Raw genomic sequence first — 18270 nt, forward strand, 5'->3', positions numbered from 1 at the left:
GACCGGCTGGCCAACGAGGGATCCCTGTCATCCGTGGCGCGTGAAGCCGCGGGTCAGTCCTCGTCGTCATCATCGTCGTCTTCGTCGTCAGCGTGATCCGCACCGTGCTGCGCGTGGCTTTGGTCGTCCCAGAGCTTGCGATAGACGCCGTTCTTCGCCAGGAGTTCCTCATGCGAGCCGCGCTCGATCGCCTTGCCGCCCGAAATGACGATAATTTCGTCCATATCCACCACCGATGTGAGGCGATGGGTTGACCAGATCAGCGTTCGCCCCTTGGCGAGCTTGAGCAGCGTGCGGTTGATTGCGGCTTCCGTGGTCTGATCGAGCGCCGAGGTCGCTTCGTCAAGCAGCAGCACCGCGGGATCGCGGATGATCGCGCGCGCAATCGCGATGCGCTGGCGCTGGCCGCCTGAGAGCGTATCGCCGCGCTCGCCCACGACCGTGTCGTATTTCTGCGGCAGGCTCATGATGTAGCGATGGATCTCCGCCTTGCGCGCAGCCTCGACCACCTCCTCGTCCGTCGCATCCTCCTTGCCGAGCCGGATGTTCTCGCGGATCGACATGTTGAACAGCATGTTTTCCTGAAACACCACCGCCATGCAGCCGCGCAGCGACGCTCGGGTGACCTTGCGGATGTCGACGCCGTCGATCGTGACCCTCCCCTCGTCGGGCACGTAGAGGCGAAGGACCAGGTTCAGCAGCGTGCTCTTGCCCGAGCCACTGGGGCCCACGATCGCGATCGTCTTGCCGACGTTGAGCCGGAGCGAGAAATCGTCCAACACCGGCGTCAGCGCGCCCTCATATTGGAAGGTCACATGATCAAAGCTGATGTCATGGGTGATGCCCGGCAGATCCGGCGCGCCGGGCCGGTCGGCGCCACGCGTCGGCTCGTCAAGGAGTTCCTGGATGTGACGCACCGCCGCGGCGGAGGAGATCGAGACCGGGATGAAGTGCATCACATGGGCGATGTTGTAGGACACCTCCCAGAACGCGCTCTCGAAGGTGACGAAAGTGCCGACGGTGATCTGGCCCTTGGTCGCGAGATAGGCGCCGATCGCCAGCACGACGAGGTGCAGCAGCAGCACCGCGATCGTCACGGTACGCTCGACCATGGTCGACAGGAACGTGGCCGAAGCGATCTTGCGGCGCGCCTCGTCGTTGCGGAAACGGAACCAGCCGAAGGCTTTACGCTGGAGGCTGAAGGCCTTCACCACCGCTTGCGCGGCGATATTCTCCTGCAGCATGCCGAGCAGCGCGGATTCGTTGAGCTTCTGCTCGTAATTCGCCTGCACTGCCTTGGGCGTGAGAATGCGCGGACCGATCAGCGTGATCGGGAACACGAGCAAGGACACTACGGCAAGCTGCCAGTTCAAGAACAGCATCAGGATGATGCCGGCGATCAATTCGAGAAACGGCAGCGCCGCGCTGTTGGAAAAGCCTTTGACCGATCCCTCGAATGCGGACATGTCGACGGAAAAGCGCGACAGGATTTCGCCGCGCTTGGTGCGCGCGAAAAATGCGGCCGGCAGATTCTGGATATGCTCGAACAAGCGCGTGCGCACATCTGAAATCAGCGCCGCCGCGAGCCTTGCGTCCCATCTTTCGTACCAGACGGCTACGATCGAGGTGAAGATGCCGGCTGCCGCCAGCACGCCCAGGATGCGGTAAAGGGCCTGGAAATCCTCCTCGCCCAGCGCATCATCGATCAGGAACTTGAGGCTGAGCGGCATGATGACGTTGAACAGCGTCTCGACGACGACGCCGAGGCTGACGAATGCCAGTGTCTTCTTGTAGTTGCTTAGGAGGGGTTTGATGAAACCGTAGATGGTCGCGAGCGCACCGGCGGCTTCCTTCGCGCTGAAGACGACGAGCTCTTCGTCCTCATCGTCGTCCTCGAGTTCCAGCGCCTCCTCATCGTCCTCCTCCGGCTCGTCGGACGACGGCTTCGCCGGACGCTCTTCGACGACGCGCATGGGCGCGCTTTTTCGGGCGCCGAGCCGCTCATCCGGCTCCGGCGCATCCAGGGCGCTCAGGATCTCTTTTTCCGACACTGAAGGCTTGGGCGCCATTCGACCAACCGATGCTGCACGGCCGGCACGACCGCAAACAGGGCAAGGCGCGCCACCGCAACGATTCCATGCGATCGCGCGATCAACAAAACTAATACGGCAATGCGACGGCGAGGTTAATCCTCGTCGTCGACCTTGTCGAAGAACGAGTAGCGCAGGCTCTCGGCGTCCGCATACCACTGACCGGGTCCCTTGTTCGCGGCAAGGGTCGCGGCCCATAGCGCATCGCTGCAGTCGTGGCGATGCATGGAGAGGTCGAAACCGTTGCTGAAAAACAGTTCAGACCATTCCCACCAGGTGCCGAGCTTCTTCACCCCGCGCAAGAGATCGTAGCGGTCGATCAGGCCAGGCGCCATGTCCGAGGTGACCGATCCGAAGATGAGACCGGTCTTGATCACACGATTGAGTTCGCGAATGGCGCGAAGGACCTGCTTTTCGGTGACGTGGCACAGGCTGGTCTCGAATACAAAATCGAACTCGCCGTCCTCGAATGGCATGTCGACGATCGATCCGAACTTATTGAACGGCTTCAGCGCCTCCGGCGTCTTGTTGTGGACGAACCGGTTGTTCTCGATCCCCCAGGCATCGATGCCGCGATCGCGCAGCGCGCCCACCAATTCGCCGCTGGCGGAGCCGGCGACCAGAAGCTTAAAGCCCTTGTCCTGGCCCCAGACGATCTTGATCAGCTCGCTCAGATAGGCGGGATCGGTGAACTGCCGCCACACGTCACGATACGGGCCGAGCCCACGGTAATTCTCGAAATAGTCGCGATCGATCTTGTCGGACAGCATCTTGCCGTCCTGTGCGCGCGCGCGGCGCAGGCGCATCATCTCGGTGACGATAATGTCAGTCGCGGCATCCGAGGAATCGAGCAGCCCGTTGAGGGTCGAATCGAAAAGATAGTCGCCGACCAGCACCAGGCCCGGATGCTCATTCGGCTCAGGCCTATGATTGGTCATGACGTCCCGCACCGGCAGCCCGCCCGGGATCGCATTCACCGACGACAGCCAGCGATGCACCTTGCCTTCCATGAAGTGCGCGCGGGCATCGCCGAGCGAGGCCGGGAGCGACTTCAGCGCCGCCGTGATCAGCTCCTCGTCGCTGAGATTGGCAAAGGCCAGCGCGTCGGAACCTGGGATCAGGAAGTTGAGCACACCGTGCCTGCCGACATCGTGGCGCGCGCCTTCATTATAGACGCAGCAGCCGCCGAAGGCCTCCGACATGAACCAGGCGCCCGGGATCTTGTCGCCCCAGAACGGCTCGTCGAACAGCAGCGATGCGCGCAGATAATGCGCCGGCCGGTCGAAATAGGCGATGTGCTTGACCATCGACTTGCGCAGGATCTCGCCCTCCCAGCCCAAGGTCGCGAGCCAGGAGTGCGGCAGGCACATCAGCACGAGGTCGAATTCCCGCGTCTCCGGTCCCTTGCCGTTCATCATGTTGAGGCGGTAGCGGCCGGATGCGGCCTTGCCGACCTTGAGGACGCGATGATTGAGCTGAATGTCCGCATCGACCTCGGACTGCAGGCACTCGATCAACTGCTCGTTGCCGTTCTGGATCGAGTACAGGCCGATATAGCCGTCGATATCCATCACGAAGTTTTTCAGCGCGTTCAGGCCGTTGGTGTTGTGGCTTTCGGTCGCGATGTCGGAGCGGGCCATCACCTTGAAGAAGCGCCTGGCGGTCTCGTCGTCGACCTCCCTGTCGAGCAGTTCATCCGCCGTGATCTGGCTCCACGGATGCTCGTTATCGTGCGCACCGACGCCTTCGTAATATTCGATCGGAGAGATCATCTCGCTGCAGCGCCTGCGGAAGGCTTCGATGGCCTGCGCGGTCTTGGCGCCGTATTTGCGGCGCATGCCATGCACGTCGTCGAGGAGTTCACCATCGAGCTGGACCTGCTCGGCATCCATCGGAATCGTCTGCAGGCCGAAATGCTGAATCAGTTCGCGCAGGGGATCCGGCCCCGTCATCGAGTAGTCGTAAATCTCCGCGACCCCCGCCTCATACATTGCAGGAGCCGAATCGAACTTGCGCGTCGCGATCTTGCCGCCAAGGCGGTCGGACGCCTCGAAGATGGTGACGCGGCACAGGTTTCCCAGTTTCCGCTTCAGATACCAGGCGCTCATCAGGCCCCCGGGCCCGCCTCCGACAATTGCGAGATCAAGCATGATTGTTCCGTGGTTGCCGGCCGCTCCCCCAGGAACTTCCGGTCTAAGTCAAAACAGCAAAAGCGCTTTTCAGCCTGAAGGAAAGATGAACAAACCGCGCAGCGCAGCGCACAAACAGGGAAAGGAGGAAGAATATAGGTTCTTTTGGCGGCCTTTTTGGCCGATCCGTAGTCATACGGAGGCATCCCGCAGAGGTCGCCTCTCCGGAAAACCGGGACCGCCCCGCCTGACCGGGCGGCATCGCGCCTGCCGGTTGTCGCGCGGTCAGGGCCCGGCGAAGCCTCAAGACCTGCCCGCCGATCCAAAATGAAAAACCACCGGCGGGGCATCGCCGGTGGTTTTTGGAGGTTTAGCAAAAAGTAGTGACGTCTCCCCGAGACTAAGCTGCCGTCAAACGATTTGACCGGCTACCTGCGGAGGACACTACGTTATCAGATTATGTGAGTAAATAAGGTTTTGAAGAAAGCGTTATTCTTCCGGCGTGGTGTGGCGTTTCGGCATCACGCGAAGGCCGATCGGCGCACCTTTCGACCGCCCCGAGATCGTCGTCTGGGCAGCACCGGCGATCAGATCCTTGGAGTCGAGCGAAGCCCCCGGAGGGAATTCCATCCGGGGGCTTTGTTAGATTTTGAGGTTAGATTTTGAGACGATCGCGGGATCAGAAGTTGCGCTGAGCGCGAACGTTGAACGACAGCGTGTCCTGATCCTTGTATGTCCAGGTCTGTGCCGGCTCCGGTGCACCCGGCGAGAACGTCGCCGATCCCGAGAAGCCGGTGTGCAGGTGGGTCCACATCGCTTCGGCCGAGAACGTCAGGTTCTTGACCGGAGTCCAGCGGGTGATCACGCCGAGCTGAGAGACCGAGAAGTTCGGATCGCAGCTATAAGTCGTGTTCAGGCCGGCGACGACCGCACCATAGGCAGCGCAGTACTGCACCTTGGCGGTGTCGTCATACTTCACCCAGCTCCAGCCACCGAACAAGCTGGTCGACCAGTAGGGATCCCAATTGTGGTTGAACGCACCGCGGAAGCCAAAAGCCTCCGTCAGGTGGATCGAACCGTCGCCCCTGACGCCGCCAACCGTGGAGGTGGTGGGCAACCAGATGCCGTCGGTGGTCGCACCAAAGCCGATGCTGCCATCCGATCCGAACTGACCGAGCGTACCGCCCGCCATCAGGAAGTTCGGCGAAGTCGAAGACGTCGCGATCACGTTCTTGGTGTCGCCCTTCGCCCAGCTCGCGTCGATCTTGATGTCGTCGCCGGGTCCGGTCGGGATGTTCTTGATCTGCAAGGCAGCCATCACCGAGCCACCGTACTTCGTCTCGGGAGAGCCCGACAGGATCGAAGCAGTCGTCGGCGCTGCGCTCGAGCCGAGCGTGTTGTACGAGCCATTAACCTCGTGCAACGCACCCGAAATCTGGAACAGGCCCCAGGCTTGGTCGATGCGAACGTTGCCGACCACGTCCGGCATACGCACGCCGGCATAGGCGTTGGACGACGTGCCGGCCGGAGTGAGGCCGACCGAGAGGTTGTACACGGCGGTGCGGTTGTACACGACCGGATCGTCGAGACCGATGGTGGCCGACACGCCGTTGCCGAACTGCGCGGTGTATTGGATGTTGTTCACACCGGTGACGGTATCGTGACCGCCGAGCAGGTAGGACGAGTTGTTGCCTGGATACCCTTCCCAAGGCGTCGCATAGGCCGAGGACGACTTACCGAAGGTGAAGCCAGCGAACTGGATGAACACGTACTCAACCGCGACATAGCCGCCACCGGTTGTGTTCAACAGGTTCTGGTTGTTGCCGAGGTTGGTGGCGAGACCGTTCGGGTTCTGCGAGTCGTTGCCCAGCGTGTCGAACTGGATGTCGGCCTGCGCGAAGGTACGGACCACGCCGTACTCGGTCGCAGTGCGCGTATCGGTCGTGAACGCGAAACGCGAGCGGGTGATGAAGTAGTTCTTGTAGCGATCACCGAGACCGGAATCGCCGTTCCAGGCCGGCCCGTCCTGCGTACGGCTGCCGTTGAAGGTAGTGTCGATACGGAAGTAGCCGCCCAGCTTGATGCAGGTGTCGGTGCCCGGGATGTACCAGAAACCAGCACCGTACAGCGAACAGACCTTCACGTATTCGACCGCTTTGGCCTTTACGGGAAGATCAGCAGCCTGCGCCCCGCCCACGGCGAGCAAGCCCGCCGCAGAGCCGAGGATGAGGCTCTTAATCGTCTTCATTTCAATCCTCCAAGTTGCTCACTGGGAAAGGCGCCGGCCAAGCGGATTTGCATCCCCCCAGGGGCCGACCCCCTTGTCCCCTTAAAAACCGCTCAGTCGTTTCGCGCCTTTGGGACTTCCCGCCCTAAATGCGCGGGACTTGAGCGAACCACCTCACGGGACGATCCAGGACCCCCAGGCCGTCGGGAACGAATATGCATTTGCCACTTCGGTAATCAAAATAGTTTATTTGATCAGCTATTAGATTGCGGAACGCATGTATCCTTTTTGCAACGTCACAGATGCTTAAAGAGCGCAGCAAGCTGCTTTATTGACTTGGTAAATGATCTTTTTTTCTTGTTTTGCAGAAGAATTGGCACAAGATGGGGTATGGGAGCGAACAGCAAGAGGAGCGTGAGCCCAAGCGGTCCGACAAAGATGGCCGGCTTGAGCAGCGCGACGGGCAAGAATCAGGATGCGATCAGGCGACTCACCTGGGTGATCGCCGCGATCAGCGTGCACCTCGAAGAACTGCGCTACTACTGGGCCAAGACGCTCGGCATCAGCGGTCCGCAATGGATGATCCTGATGGCCTTGGCGGACCTGGACCAGAATGACGGCGTGCCGGTGAACGTCGTCTCCAAGAGGCTGCACGTCGATTCCTCGTTCGTCACCACCCAGTCAAAGCTTCTGGAGAAGAAGGGTTTTGTCCGCCGCCGGCCGTCGACCGAGGATGCGCGGATCGTCCAGATGTCGCTGACCGACAAGACCTATAAGCATCTGGCAGGCCTGGCCTCGCAGCAGGAAACCTTGAACGAGTTCATTTTTGCGGAGTTCGACAACCGCGAGCTGGAAGAGATCACCGACAAACTCGCCGCCCTGCAGGCGCGCCTCGAGAAGGCCTGCATGAAGGTGACCCTGGACATCTGAGCCCGAACGAGCAGCGAAGACGACGAAGAATCCGGACTGCATCCGCGGAGAAAGTTTGGTTGCTGCGCTTACGCTCACAATGACGTCCGCAGGTTGGACGCGCTGGCTGGAATCGCGGAGATCAGCGGCTGCGCTAGCTGGCCACGCGCTCGCCGTTGCCCAGGCGCGCGGCGATCCAGTCGAATATGAACTCGTTCGCCAGCGTCGGATTATCCAAATGTCCCTGCGCCGCGCCGGTTTCCTCGTTGGTGAAGATCTTCAGCGTCACATCCCGACCATCGGCCTTCAGACCCTCGTAGAGTTCACGCACACGATCGGCCTTGAGCCAGCCACCCTCGCCGGCCGGAATCAATACCGGGCATTTGATGTTGCGTGCTACCCTGCTCACGGCAGCACCGGAGCCGGTACGTCCGAAGCGTTCGCGCAGGAAAGCCCGTTCATGCAAGTCCCAGATGCCGCCGTCGCAAACGGCGGCCGCAAAGCGGTCATCGAATGCAATTCCACGCGCGACAAAGGATGAGCTGCCGCCGTCTGCAACGATCGCGATTTGACGGGCGTCGACGTCATCCCTTGCGACGAGATAGTCCATGATGTCGCCGATCACGGTCTCCAGATCAGATCGGCCGACCACGTCCTCGAAGGGCTCGTCGGACCCCGCCCCCAAGAGATCGACCGCCAGCAACGACATGCCGCGGTCATTGGCGTAGCGCGCCATCTTGAACAGATATTCTTCCTTCGGCTGTCCGGGCTCACCGATACAAATCACCGCCGGTCGGGGGCCCGATCCGTCGCGGGGTGGCAGAAAATAGGCCTCGAGCGGATAGCCGCTTGCCCAGGGAATCAAGACCACCTCACCCGCTGGGTCGCGGTGGCGAACATAGTTGGCGGCGCAACTGCGCATGCTCTCGACAGCGGCGTGATGTCGTTCGTCGGTGCGCTCGAAAGGAAAGGCTGCAGCCTGGTAGTAGCCGATCGCGCGGAGCCAGTTGCTGTTTGCCGTCAAGACATTGCCGCCGCGCAGCGCCGCATGGCCCCGCTTGTCGCTTGCCTCAGCGATTCTCATCCATTCCGCGTGCCATGACTCGTCGTCGGAAAAGTCGATGCGGCTCGCGGTCAGCAAGCACTCGGCAACGGTAGATCCGCCTTCTTGGGCGGCGCCAAGCAGACGCGTGAATTCGACCGACAAGTCTTCCCTGTCGGGCCAAAAGGCCTGACCTGCAGGGCTCGCTTCAAATTTCATGTGGTGAAGGTTCAAGGCATTATTCCGTCAGGTGACTTAGCCAATCGCCTTGCTCTGGGGAAGACGATAGCCCACGCCGTCGGTGCATGGGTACCCATCATTTCCAATGGGACGAGGTAGAGCGCTGCAGGATTTGCCGTAAATGTGCAGGCGCTCGGATTCGCGACGGCCGATCTTGCGCGCATGAGCGCATTGCGCGCAAAGCCGAGCAGCGCGATCAAGGCCTAACATCGTTCGTTTGCGAGCAAATGAGTTTTCGCGGCGGTTGCTGCCAATTGTTGCCGCGCGCGGATCAAGCAGTCCCGCGCGCCGCAAATGACTGCTGCCGCGCAGAGCCCCTACGATTGATGCGCCCGGCATATGCCGCCTTTCCAGTCCACGCCACCGCGCCCCTGCTTAATGCGTCTTGTTTGCGGTTTTGCGAACGCGGTCTTCACATATCTTTACACTGTAAAGATCATAGTATAGTTCGGAAACCGTCCGGTCAAGGTCAAAGTTGTCGCAACGCAACACAGAGACGCGGTACCGAACGCGAAAAACTCCTGCACCATGAGGGCTTAGCGGGAGTGACGGTGCGGGCACACGAATTGGTGATAAGCCGCACCTTGCATCGGACGATCGGATCGCGCCCAACCGCAACTAATTGCGCAATCAGCGCGCTCTCAAATCATCGAATGAGCAACGAGCATGACCGCTTCAGCCGAGCGGGCAAGCGGTTCTGCATTCATCGTGATACCGACCTGACCTCATCTTCTTGTTTGAGGATGTGCACGCTGCGCGATGCGGCCAGTATGTGACGCTCTCGCGTCTCGAATGCAGCGCTGTGATCGATCGAGAACGGCTGCCAGCAACGCCAGTTCACAACCAGCAACAAAAAAGGCCGGCGCGAGCCGGCCTTTTCGTCGATGGAATCGGGATTACTCCGCCGGCGGCAACGCCAACGGTTCGGTCTCCGGCGCCGACGGCACGATGGCCGCCTGCTTCTCGCGCTCGTCCAGAATCAGCTTGTCGCGCTTCATCGCGACTTCGCGGATCCTCGCCATCGAGGCGCCGGTACCGGCCGGGATCAGACGGCCGACAATGACGTTCTCCTTGAGGCCTTCCAGCGGGTCCACCTTGCCGTTGACGGCGGCTTCGGTGAGCACACGGGTGGTCTCCTGGAAGGAGGCCGCCGAGAAGAAGGAGCGGGTCTGCAGGCTCGCCTTGGTGATGCCGAGCAGAACCGGCGTACCCGTGGCGGGCTTCTTGCCCTCCTCCTTGGCCTTGGCGTTGAGCGCGTCGAACTCGATCTTGTCGACCTGCTCGCCCGCGATCATGTCGGTGTCACCCTGATCGGTGATCTCCACCTTCTGCAGCATCTGACGGACAATCACCTCGATGTGCTTGTCGTTGATGAGCACGCCCTGCAGCCGATAGACCTCCTGGATTTCGTTGACCAGATAGGCGGCGAGTTCCTCGATGCCCTTGATCGCCAGGATGTCGTGCGGTGCCGGATTGCCCTCGACGATGAAGTCGCCCTTTTCGACGACGTCGCCGTCCTGCAAGTGGATGTGCTTGCCCTTCGGGATCAGGTACTCACGCGGCTCTTCGGTCTTGTCGAGCGGCTCGATCGAGATGCGACGCTTGTTCTTGTAATCGCGGCCGAAGCGGATGGTACCGGCGATCTCAGCGATGATCGCCGCATCCTTCGGCTTGCGAGCCTCGAACAGTTCCGCCACCCGCGGCAGACCGCCGGTGATGTCGCGCGTCTTGGCGCTTTCGGTGGAGATACGCGCCAGGATGTCGCCGGGCTTGACCACCGTGCCGACGTCGACCGACAGAATGGCGTCGACCGACAGCATGTAGCGGGCATCGCCGCCACGCGCGAGCTTCTGCACCTTGCCGTCCTTGCCCTTGACCACGATCGCCGGGTGCAGGTCGGAACCACCCCGGGTCGTGCGCCAATCGATGACGACACGCTTGGCGATACCCGTGGACTCGTCGAGCGTCTCCGAGATCGACTGGCCCTCGACCAAATCCTCGAATCCGATCGTGCCCTCGGCCTCCGACAGCACCGGCCGGGTATAGGGATCCCATTCCGCGATCCGCTGGCCACGCTTGACCATGTCGCCTTCGTCGACATGCATGCGCGAACCGTACTGGATGCGGTGGGTCGCCCGTTCGGTGCCGTCGGCATCGACGATCGCGACCACCATGTTGCGCACCATCGCGATCAGGTGGCCCTCGCTGTTCCTGGCCACGGCGCGGTTCTTGATGACGATCTTGCCTTCGAAGTTCGATTCCACGAAGGACTGCTCGTTGATCTGCGCCGCACCGCCGATGTGGAAGGTACGCATGGTGAGCTGCGTGCCGGGCTCGCCGATCGACTGCGCGGCGATGACGCCGACCGCTTCGCCGTGGTTGACCGGCGTGCCGCGGGCGAGATCGCGGCCATAGCATTTGCCGCAGATGCCGTTGACGAGCTCGCAGGTCAGCGCCGAGCGGATCTTCACCTCCTGAATGCCAGCCTGCTGGATGGCATCCACGTGGCTTTCCTCCATCAGCGTTCCGCGCTTGACGACCACCTTGTTGGACGCGGGATCGCGCACGTCCTCGCCCGCCACGCGGCCGAGAATGCGGGAGCCCAGCGACGCGACGACCGTGCCGGCATCGACGATGGCGCGCATCTTGATGCCGAGATTGGTGCCGCAGTCGTCGGCATTGATGATGCAGTCCTGCGCCACGTCGACCAGGCGGCGGGTCAGGTAACCGGAGTTCGCGGTCTTCAACGCGGTATCCGCGAGGCCCTTGCGGGCGCCGTGGGTCGAGTTGAAGTATTCCAGCACCGAGAGGCCCTCCTTGAAGTTGGAGATGATCGGCGTCTCGATGATCTCGCCCGACGGCTTGGCCATCAGGCCGCGCATGCCGGCGAGCTGACGCATCTGCGCGGGCGAACCACGCGCACCGGAATGGGCCATCATGTAGATTGAGTTAATGTCGGCATCCGCGCCCTTGGACGTCTTCTTGGTCGCGGAGATCTCCTTCATCATCTCCTTGGCGATTTCTTCGGTCGCCTTCGACCAGGCGTCGACCACTTTGTTGTACTTCTCGCCATGGGTGATCAGGCCGTCATTGTACTGCTGCTCGAAATCCTTCGCGAGCGTGCGCGTGGAATCGACGATCTTCCACTTGCCGTGCGGCACCACCATGTCGTCCTTGCCGAAGGAGATACCGGCCTTGAACGCATTGTAGAAGCCGAGCGCCATGATGCGGTCGCAGAAGATGACCGTCTCCTTCTGGCCGCAGTGGCGATAGACCTGATCGATCACGCCCGAGATTTCGCGCTTGGTCATCAGCTTGTTGATGATGTCGAACGCGATCTTCGGGTGCTTCGGCAGCACGTTGCCGAGCATCACACGGCCAGGCGTGGTCTCGATCCAGCGGCGGACCGGCTTGCCGGCCTCATCCGCACCTTCCCAGCGATACTTGATCTTGCTGTGGAGGTGGATGACCTTGGCATGCAGCGCGTGCTCGAGCTCGGCCATGTCGCCGAACGACTTGCCCTCGCCGGGCATGCCCTCGCGCATGATCGAGAGATAGTAGAGGCCGAGCACGATGTCCTGCGACGGCACGATGATCGGCTGACCGTTCGCCGGGTGCAGGATGTTGTTGGTCGACATCATCAGCACGCGCGCTTCGAGCTGCGCTTCCAGCGACAGCGGAACGTGCACGGCCATCTGGTCGCCGTCGAAGTCGGCGTTGAAGGCAGCGCAGACCAGCGGATGGAGCTGGATCGCCTTGCCTTCGATCAAGACCGGCTCGAAAGCCTGGATGCCGAGGCGGTGCAGGGTCGGAGCACGGTTGAGCAGAACGGGGTGCTCGCGGATCACCTCGTCCAGGATGTCCCAGACCTCGGGCCGTTCCTTCTCGACCAGCTTTTTCGCCTGCTTCACCGTGGTGGACAGGCCCTTGGCGTCAAGCCGCGAATAGATGAAGGGCTTGAACAGCTCCAGCGCCATCTTCTTCGGCAGGCCGCACTGGTGCAGGCGCAGCTCCGGACCGACTACGATCACCGAACGCCCCGAATAGTCGACGCGTTTGCCGAGCAGATTCTGGCGGAAGCGGCCCTGCTTGCCCTTCAGCATGTCGGCGAGCGACTTCAGCGGCCGCTTGTTGGCGCCCGTGATGACGCGGCCGCGGCGGCCGTTGTCGAACAGCGCGTCGACGGCCTCCTGCAACATGCGCTTTTCGTTGCGGATGATGATGTCGGGCGCGCGCAGCTCCATCAGCCGCTTCAACCGGTTGTTGCGGTTGATGACGCGGCGATAGAGATCGTTGAGGTCCGAGGTCGCAAAACGGCCGCCGTCCAGCGGCACCAGCGGACGCAGGTCCGGCGGAATCACCGGGATCACGGTCATGATCATCCATTCCGGCTTGTTGCCGGAATGGCGGAACGCCTCGACGATCTTCAGCCGCTTGGCGAGCTTCTTGTGCTTGATGTCGGAGTCGGTCTCGGCCATCTCCGCGCGCAGCGAGGTCTCGAGCTTCTCGAGGTCGAGCGCCTTGAGCATCTCGCGGATCGCCTCCGCGCCGATCATGGCGGTGAACGAGTCCTGGCCGAACTCATCCTGCGCCTTCAGATACTCGTCTTCCGACAGAAGCTGACGGTCCTTGAGCGAGGTGAGACCCGGCTCGAGCACGACGTAATATTCGAAGTACAGGATCCGCTCGAGGTCCTTCAGCGTCATGTCGAGCAGAAGGCCTATGCGGGAGGGCAGCGACTTCAAAAACCAGATGTGGGCAACGGGAGCTGCGAGCTCGATATGGCCCATGCGCTCGCGCCGCACACGCGACAGCGTCACCTCGACCGAGCACTTTTCGCAGATGATGCCCTTGTATTTCATCCGCTTGTACTTGCCGCACAAGCACTCATAGTCCTTGATCGGCCCGAAGATGCGCGCGCAGAACAGGCCGTCACGCTCGGGCTTGAAGGTGCGGTAGTTGATGGTCTCCGGCTTCTTGATCTCGCCGTAGGACCAGGACAGAATCTTTTCGGGGGACGCGATCGAAATCCGGATCTGGTCAAAGACCTGAGCCGGCGTGGTCGGGTTGAAGAGATTCATAATCTCTTGGTTCATCGTCTTCTCCTCGCGTGCCGGTCAAGGCCGGCAGGAAATTCGAAATCTTTGGTCGAGGCCGCACTGCCCTTTCTTGTGCGGGTCAGGCGCGCATGCCCGGCGCGGGGCGCCGGGCATCAATGTCTTCGCTACTCGGCCGCCTCGGAGGTCGGGGCCGGCCCCATCTTGGAGTTGTGCAGATCGACGTTGAGGCCGAGCGAGCGCATTTCCTTGACCAGCACGTTGAACGATTCCGGAATACCGGCCTCGAACGTGTCGTCGCCGCGCACGATCGCCTCGTACACCTTGGTGCGGCCGGCGACGTCGTCCGACTTCACCGTCAGCATCTCCTGCAGCGTGTAGGCCGCGCCATAAGCCTCCAGCGCCCACACCTCCATTTCGCCGAAGCGCTGGCCACCGAACTGCGCCTTGCCGCCCAGCGGCTGCTGGGTGACCAGCGAGTACGGTCCGATCGAACGCGCATGGATCTTGTCGTCGACCAGATGGTGCAGCTTGAGCATGTAGATGTAGCCCACCGTCACCTTGCGATCGAAGGGATCGCCGGTCCGGCCGTCATAGACGGTCGACTGGCCCGATGCGTCGAGACCGGCAAGCTTCAGCATCTCCTCGATGTCAGTCTCCTTGGCGCCGTCGAACACCGGCGTTGCGATCGGCACACCGTGGCTCAGGTTCCGGCCGAGTTCGATCAGCTCATTGTCGTTGAGCGTCTTGATCGTCTCGTCGTCGCCATAGATCCGCTTCAAGGTCTCCTTCAGCGGCTTGATGTCCTGCTTCGAATAGTAGGCATCAACCGTCTGCGCGATGCGCCGGCCGAGGCCCGCGCAGGCCCAGCCGAGATGCGTCTCGAGAATCTGGCCGACATTCATGCGCGAGGGCACGCCGAGCGGGTTGAGCACGATGTCCGCATGCGTGCCGTCCTCGAGGAACGGCATGTCCTCGATCGGCACGATCTTGGACACGACGCCCTTGTTGCCGTGACGGCCGGCCATCTTGTCGCCGGGCTGGATCTTGCGCTTCACCGCGACGAAGACCTTGACCATCTTCATGACGCCGGGCGGCAATTCGTCGCCGCGCTGCAGTTTCTCGACCTTGTCGAGGAAGCGCTGCTCGAGCCCCTTCTTCGACTCATCGTACTGCTTCCGCATGGCCTCGATTTCGGCCATCAGCTTGTCGTTGGGCGAAGCGAACAGCCACCACTGCGACTTCGGATACTCATCGAGCACCGCGCGGGTGATCTTGGTGTCCTTCTTGAAGCCCTTCGGACCCGCGATGCCCTGGCGGCCTTCCAACAGCTCGGCAAGGCGGCTGTAGACGTTGCGGTCGAGAATCGCCTGCTCGTCATCGCGGTCCTTGGCGAGACGCTCGATCTCCTCCCGCTCGATCGCGAGCGCACGCTCGTCCTTGTCGACGCCGTGCCGGTTGAACACGCGCACTTCGACGATCGTGCCCTGCACGCCCGGTGGCACGCGCAGCGAGGTGTCACGCACGTCAGAGGCCTTTTCGCCGAAGATCGCGCGCAACAGCTTCTCTTCCGGCGTCATCGGGCTCTCGCCCTTCGGCGTGATCTTGCCGACCAGGATGTCGCCGGCCCGCACTTCCGCGCCGATATAGACGATGCCGGCTTCGTCGAGGTTCTTCAGCGCTTCTTCCGAGACGTTCGGAATATCGCGGGTGATTTCCTCAGGACCGAGCTTGGTGTCACGGGCCATCACCTCGAATTCCTCGATGTGGATCGAGGTGAAGACGTCCTCCTTCACGATCCGCTCGGAGAGCAGGATGGAGTCTTCGAAGTTGTAGCCGTTCCACGGCATGAACGCGACCAGCACGTTGCGGCCGAGCGCGAGCTCGCCGAGATCGGTCGACGGACCGTCGGCGATGATGTCGCCCTTCTTGACGGTGTCGCCGACCTTCACCAGCGGACGCTGGTTGATGCAGGTCGACTGGTTGGAGCGCTGGTACTTCATCAGCCGGTAGATATCGACGCCCGATTTGGTCGGATCGAGATCTTCGGTGGCGCGGATGACGACGCGAGTGGCGTCGATCTGGTCGACCACGCCGGAGCGGCGAGCCGCGATTGCGGCGCCGGAGTCGCGGGCGACCACGCCTTCCATGCCGGTGCCGACGAACGGCGCCTCGGCGCGAACCAGCGGGACCGCCTGGCGCTGCATGTTCGAGCCCATCAGCGCGCGGTTGGCGTCGTCGTTCTCGAGGAACGGGATCAGCGCGGCGGCCACCGACACGAGCTGCTTCGGCGAGACGTCCATATAGTCGACCTTGTCCGGCGTCATCGGCACGACCTCGCCGGCGTGACGGCAGACCACGAGGTCTTCGGTGAAGCGGCCCTTTGCGTCGAGCGGCACGTTGGCCTGCGCAACGCGATAACGTCCCTCCTCCATCGCCGAGAGGTACACCACCTCGTCGGTGACGCGGCCGTCCTTGACCTTGCGGTACGGCGTCTCGACGAAGCCGTATTTGTTCACGCGCGCGAAGGTGGCGAGCGAGTTGATCAGGCCGATGTTCGGACCTTCCGGCGTCTCGATCGGGCAGATACGGCCGTAATGCGTCGGGTGCACGTCGCGCACCTCGAAGCCCGCGCGCTCGCGGGTCAGACCGCCCGGCCCGAGCGCCGACAGGCGGCGCTTATGGGTGATCTCGGACAGCGGGTTGGTCTGGTCCATGAACTGCGAAAGCTGCGAGGAGCCGAAGAACTCACGCACCGCGGCGGCCGCCGGCTTGGCGTTGATCAAATCCTGCGGCATCACGGTGTCGATATCGACACTGGACATGCGTTCCTTGATCGCGCGCTCCATGCGCAAGAGACCGATGCGGTACTGATTCTCCATGAGCTCGCCGACCGAGCGGACGCGGCGGTTGCCGAGATGGTCGATGTCGTCGATCTCACCCTTGCCGTCGCGCAGGTCGACCAGCGTCTTGATGACCGACAGGATGTCTTCCTTGCGCAGCGTGCGCTGCGTGTCGGGCGCATCGAGGTCGAGGCGCATGTTCATCTTGACGCGGCCGACCGCGGAAAGATCGTAGCGCTCGGCATCGAAGAACAGCGACTGGAACATCGCCTGTGCCGACTCCAGCGTCGGCGGCTCGCCCGGACGCATCACGCGATAAATGTCGAACAGCGCGTCTTCGCGCGTCATGTTTTTGTCGGCATGCAGCGTGTTGCGGATGTAAGGGCCGACATTGACATGGTCGATGTCGAGCAGCGGCAGTTCCTTGTAGCCCTGCTCGTTCAGCGACTTCAGAAGCTTCTCGGTGATCTCCTCGCCGGCTTCGGCATAGATTTCGCCCGTCTTCGGATTGACGAGATCCTCGGCGACATAATTGCCGACCAGTTCCTCATCCGACATGCGCAGCGCTTTCAGCCCCTTCTCCTGGAGCTGGCGGGCGGCGCGCACGGTGAGCTTCTTGCCCGCCTCGAGCACGACCTTGCCGGTGTCGGCGTCGATCAGGTCGTTGACGGTCGAGTAGCCGCGGAAGCGGTTGGCGTCGAACGGAACGCGCCAGCCTTCCTTGGTGCGCTTGTAGAGGATCTTCTTGTAGAAGGTCGAAAGGATCTGCTCGCCGTCGAGACCGAGCGCGAACATCAGCGAGGTCACGGGAATCTTGCGGCGACGATCGATGCGCGCGTAGACGATGTCCTTGGCGTCGAACTCGATGTCGAGCCAGGACCCGCGATAGGGAATGACGCGCGCAGCGAACAGGAGCTTGCCCGAGGAATGGGTCTTGCCCTTATCGTGATCGAAGAACACGCCCGGCGAACGGTGCATCTGGGAAACGATGACGCGCTCGGTGCCGTTGACGATGAAGGTGCCGTTCATCGTCATGAGCGGAATGTCGCCCATATAGACGTCCTGCTCCTTGATGTCCTTGACCGATTTGGCACCGGTCTCTTCATCGATATCGAACACGATCAGGCGCAGCGTCACCTTCAGGGGCGCAGCAAAGGTCATGCCGCGCTGGCGGCACTCGTCGACGTCATATTTCGGCGGTTCGAACTCATACCGGACGAACTCCAGCATGGAGGTGCCGGAAAAGTCCGAAATCGGGAACACCGAGCGGAAAACCGCCTGCAAACCCTCCTCGGGACGCCCGCCCTGGGGCTCCTCGACCATCAGGAACTGGTCATAAGACGCCTTCTGAACCTCGATGAGGTTCGGCATCTCGGCGACTTCCTTAATATGTCCAAAGAACTTGCGTACGCGTTTGCGACCGGTGAATGTCTGCTGCGCCATCGGGGCCTCTCATTTCGTCGCCCTTTAGGAGGGACGACCCTTCCGGAGCGCGACTGCCACCGCCCCCGGGTTGAATTTTGATCCATTTCGAAGGCCGAAAGCCCGGTTTCAGGCTGCTTAAGTCCTGAATCTGTTCTTCAGACCATCAAAACGCAAAACGACGCGCGGGGCGCAGGAGCGCGCCCGCCCGTCAGAACCATTTCCGTCACGGACTGCAAAAGCCCGAAATTGCCTATTCTCCCAACGGCTTAAGGGGATAACGCCGCCGTCCCCGCCTCAAACCGTGCTTT

At 61.8% G+C, this 18270-nt stretch carries 8 protein-coding genes; 1 reads left to right on the forward strand and 7 read right to left on the reverse strand.

Features of this window, described 5'->3' with window-relative positions:
- Positions 1-53: 53 nt before the first annotated feature.
- From P6U23_RS25295 to P6U23_RS25310, 4 genes are all read right to left on the reverse strand, one after another.
- Positions 54-2069, reverse strand: coding sequence for an ABC transporter ATP-binding protein (locus P6U23_RS25295; protein WP_407175241.1), 2016 nt, complete (start codon positions 2067-2069; stop codon positions 54-56).
- A 116-nt stretch (positions 2070-2185) separates the two neighbouring features.
- Positions 2186-4240 carry an FAD-dependent oxidoreductase gene (locus tag P6U23_RS25300; protein ID WP_407175242.1) on the reverse strand — a complete coding sequence of 685 codons (2055 nt, stop codon included), beginning with the start codon at positions 4238-4240 and terminating at the stop codon, positions 2186-2188.
- A gap of 468 nt (positions 4241-4708) precedes the next feature.
- Positions 4709-4849 (reverse strand): hypothetical protein, encoded by a 141-nt coding sequence (locus P6U23_RS25305; protein WP_407175243.1) that lies wholly within the window; start codon positions 4847-4849, stop codon positions 4709-4711.
- A 49-nt stretch (positions 4850-4898) separates the two neighbouring features.
- Positions 4899-6467 (reverse strand): porin, encoded by a 1569-nt coding sequence (locus tag P6U23_RS25310; protein ID WP_407175244.1) that lies wholly within the window; start codon positions 6465-6467, stop codon positions 4899-4901.
- A 417-nt stretch (positions 6468-6884) separates the two neighbouring features.
- On the opposite strand from P6U23_RS25310, the gene P6U23_RS25315 reads away from it, so the two are divergent.
- Positions 6885-7376 carry a MarR family winged helix-turn-helix transcriptional regulator gene (locus P6U23_RS25315; protein WP_407175245.1) on the forward strand — a complete coding sequence of 164 codons (492 nt, stop codon included), beginning with the start codon at positions 6885-6887 and terminating at the stop codon, positions 7374-7376.
- 133 nt (positions 7377-7509) lie between these two features.
- On the opposite strand, the gene P6U23_RS25320 is transcribed toward P6U23_RS25315, so the two are convergent.
- The 3 genes from P6U23_RS25320 to rpoB all read right to left on the reverse strand — a co-directional run bounded on the left by P6U23_RS25320 (position 7510) and on the right by rpoB (position 17980).
- Entirely contained in the window at positions 7510-8439 is a 930-nt protein-coding gene (locus P6U23_RS25320; protein ID WP_407175246.1) for an alpha/beta hydrolase family protein, read from the reverse strand.
- Between the two features lie 1094 nt (positions 8440-9533).
- The gene (gene rpoC, locus P6U23_RS25325) at positions 9534-13733 is read right to left on the reverse strand and encodes a DNA-directed RNA polymerase subunit beta' (RefSeq protein ID WP_407175247.1); all 4200 of its coding nucleotides are present in this window, start codon (positions 13731-13733) and stop codon (positions 9534-9536) included.
- Positions 13734-13861: 128 nt separating this feature from the next.
- Complete coding sequence (gene rpoB / locus P6U23_RS25330) at positions 13862-17980, reverse strand: DNA-directed RNA polymerase subunit beta (protein WP_407175248.1); 4119 nt, start codon at positions 17978-17980, stop codon at positions 13862-13864.
- Positions 17981-18270 lie beyond the last annotated feature (290 nt).

It is taken from the genome of Bradyrhizobium sp. STM 3562 (assembly GCF_045571435.1).
Lineage (GTDB): Bacteria > Pseudomonadota > Alphaproteobacteria > Rhizobiales > Xanthobacteraceae > Bradyrhizobium.

Excerpts from the sequence above, each read along its gene's own strand:
- P6U23_RS25295 (WP_407175241.1), bottom strand. The coding sequence starts at position 2,069 with ATGGCGCCCAAGCCTTCAGTGTCGGAAAAAGAGATCCTGAGCGCCCTG.
- P6U23_RS25300 (WP_407175242.1), bottom strand. The coding sequence starts at position 4,240 with ATGCTTGATCTCGCAATTGTCGGAGGCGGGCCCGGGGGCCTGATGAGC.
- P6U23_RS25305 (WP_407175243.1), bottom strand. The coding sequence starts at position 4,849 with ATGGAATTCCCTCCGGGGGCTTCGCTCGACTCCAAGGATCTGATCGCC.
- P6U23_RS25310 (WP_407175244.1), bottom strand. The coding sequence starts at position 6,467 with ATGAAGACGATTAAGAGCCTCATCCTCGGCTCTGCGGCGGGCTTGCTC.
- P6U23_RS25315 (WP_407175245.1), top strand. The coding sequence starts at position 6,885 with ATGGCCGGCTTGAGCAGCGCGACGGGCAAGAATCAGGATGCGATCAGG.
- P6U23_RS25320 (WP_407175246.1), bottom strand. The coding sequence starts at position 8,439 with ATGAGAATCGCTGAGGCAAGCGACAAGCGGGGCCATGCGGCGCTGCGC.
- rpoC (WP_407175247.1), bottom strand. The coding sequence starts at position 13,733 with ATGAACCAAGAGATTATGAATCTCTTCAACCCGACCACGCCGGCTCAG.
- rpoB (WP_407175248.1), bottom strand. The coding sequence starts at position 17,980 with ATGGCGCAGCAGACATTCACCGGTCGCAAACGCGTACGCAAGTTCTTT.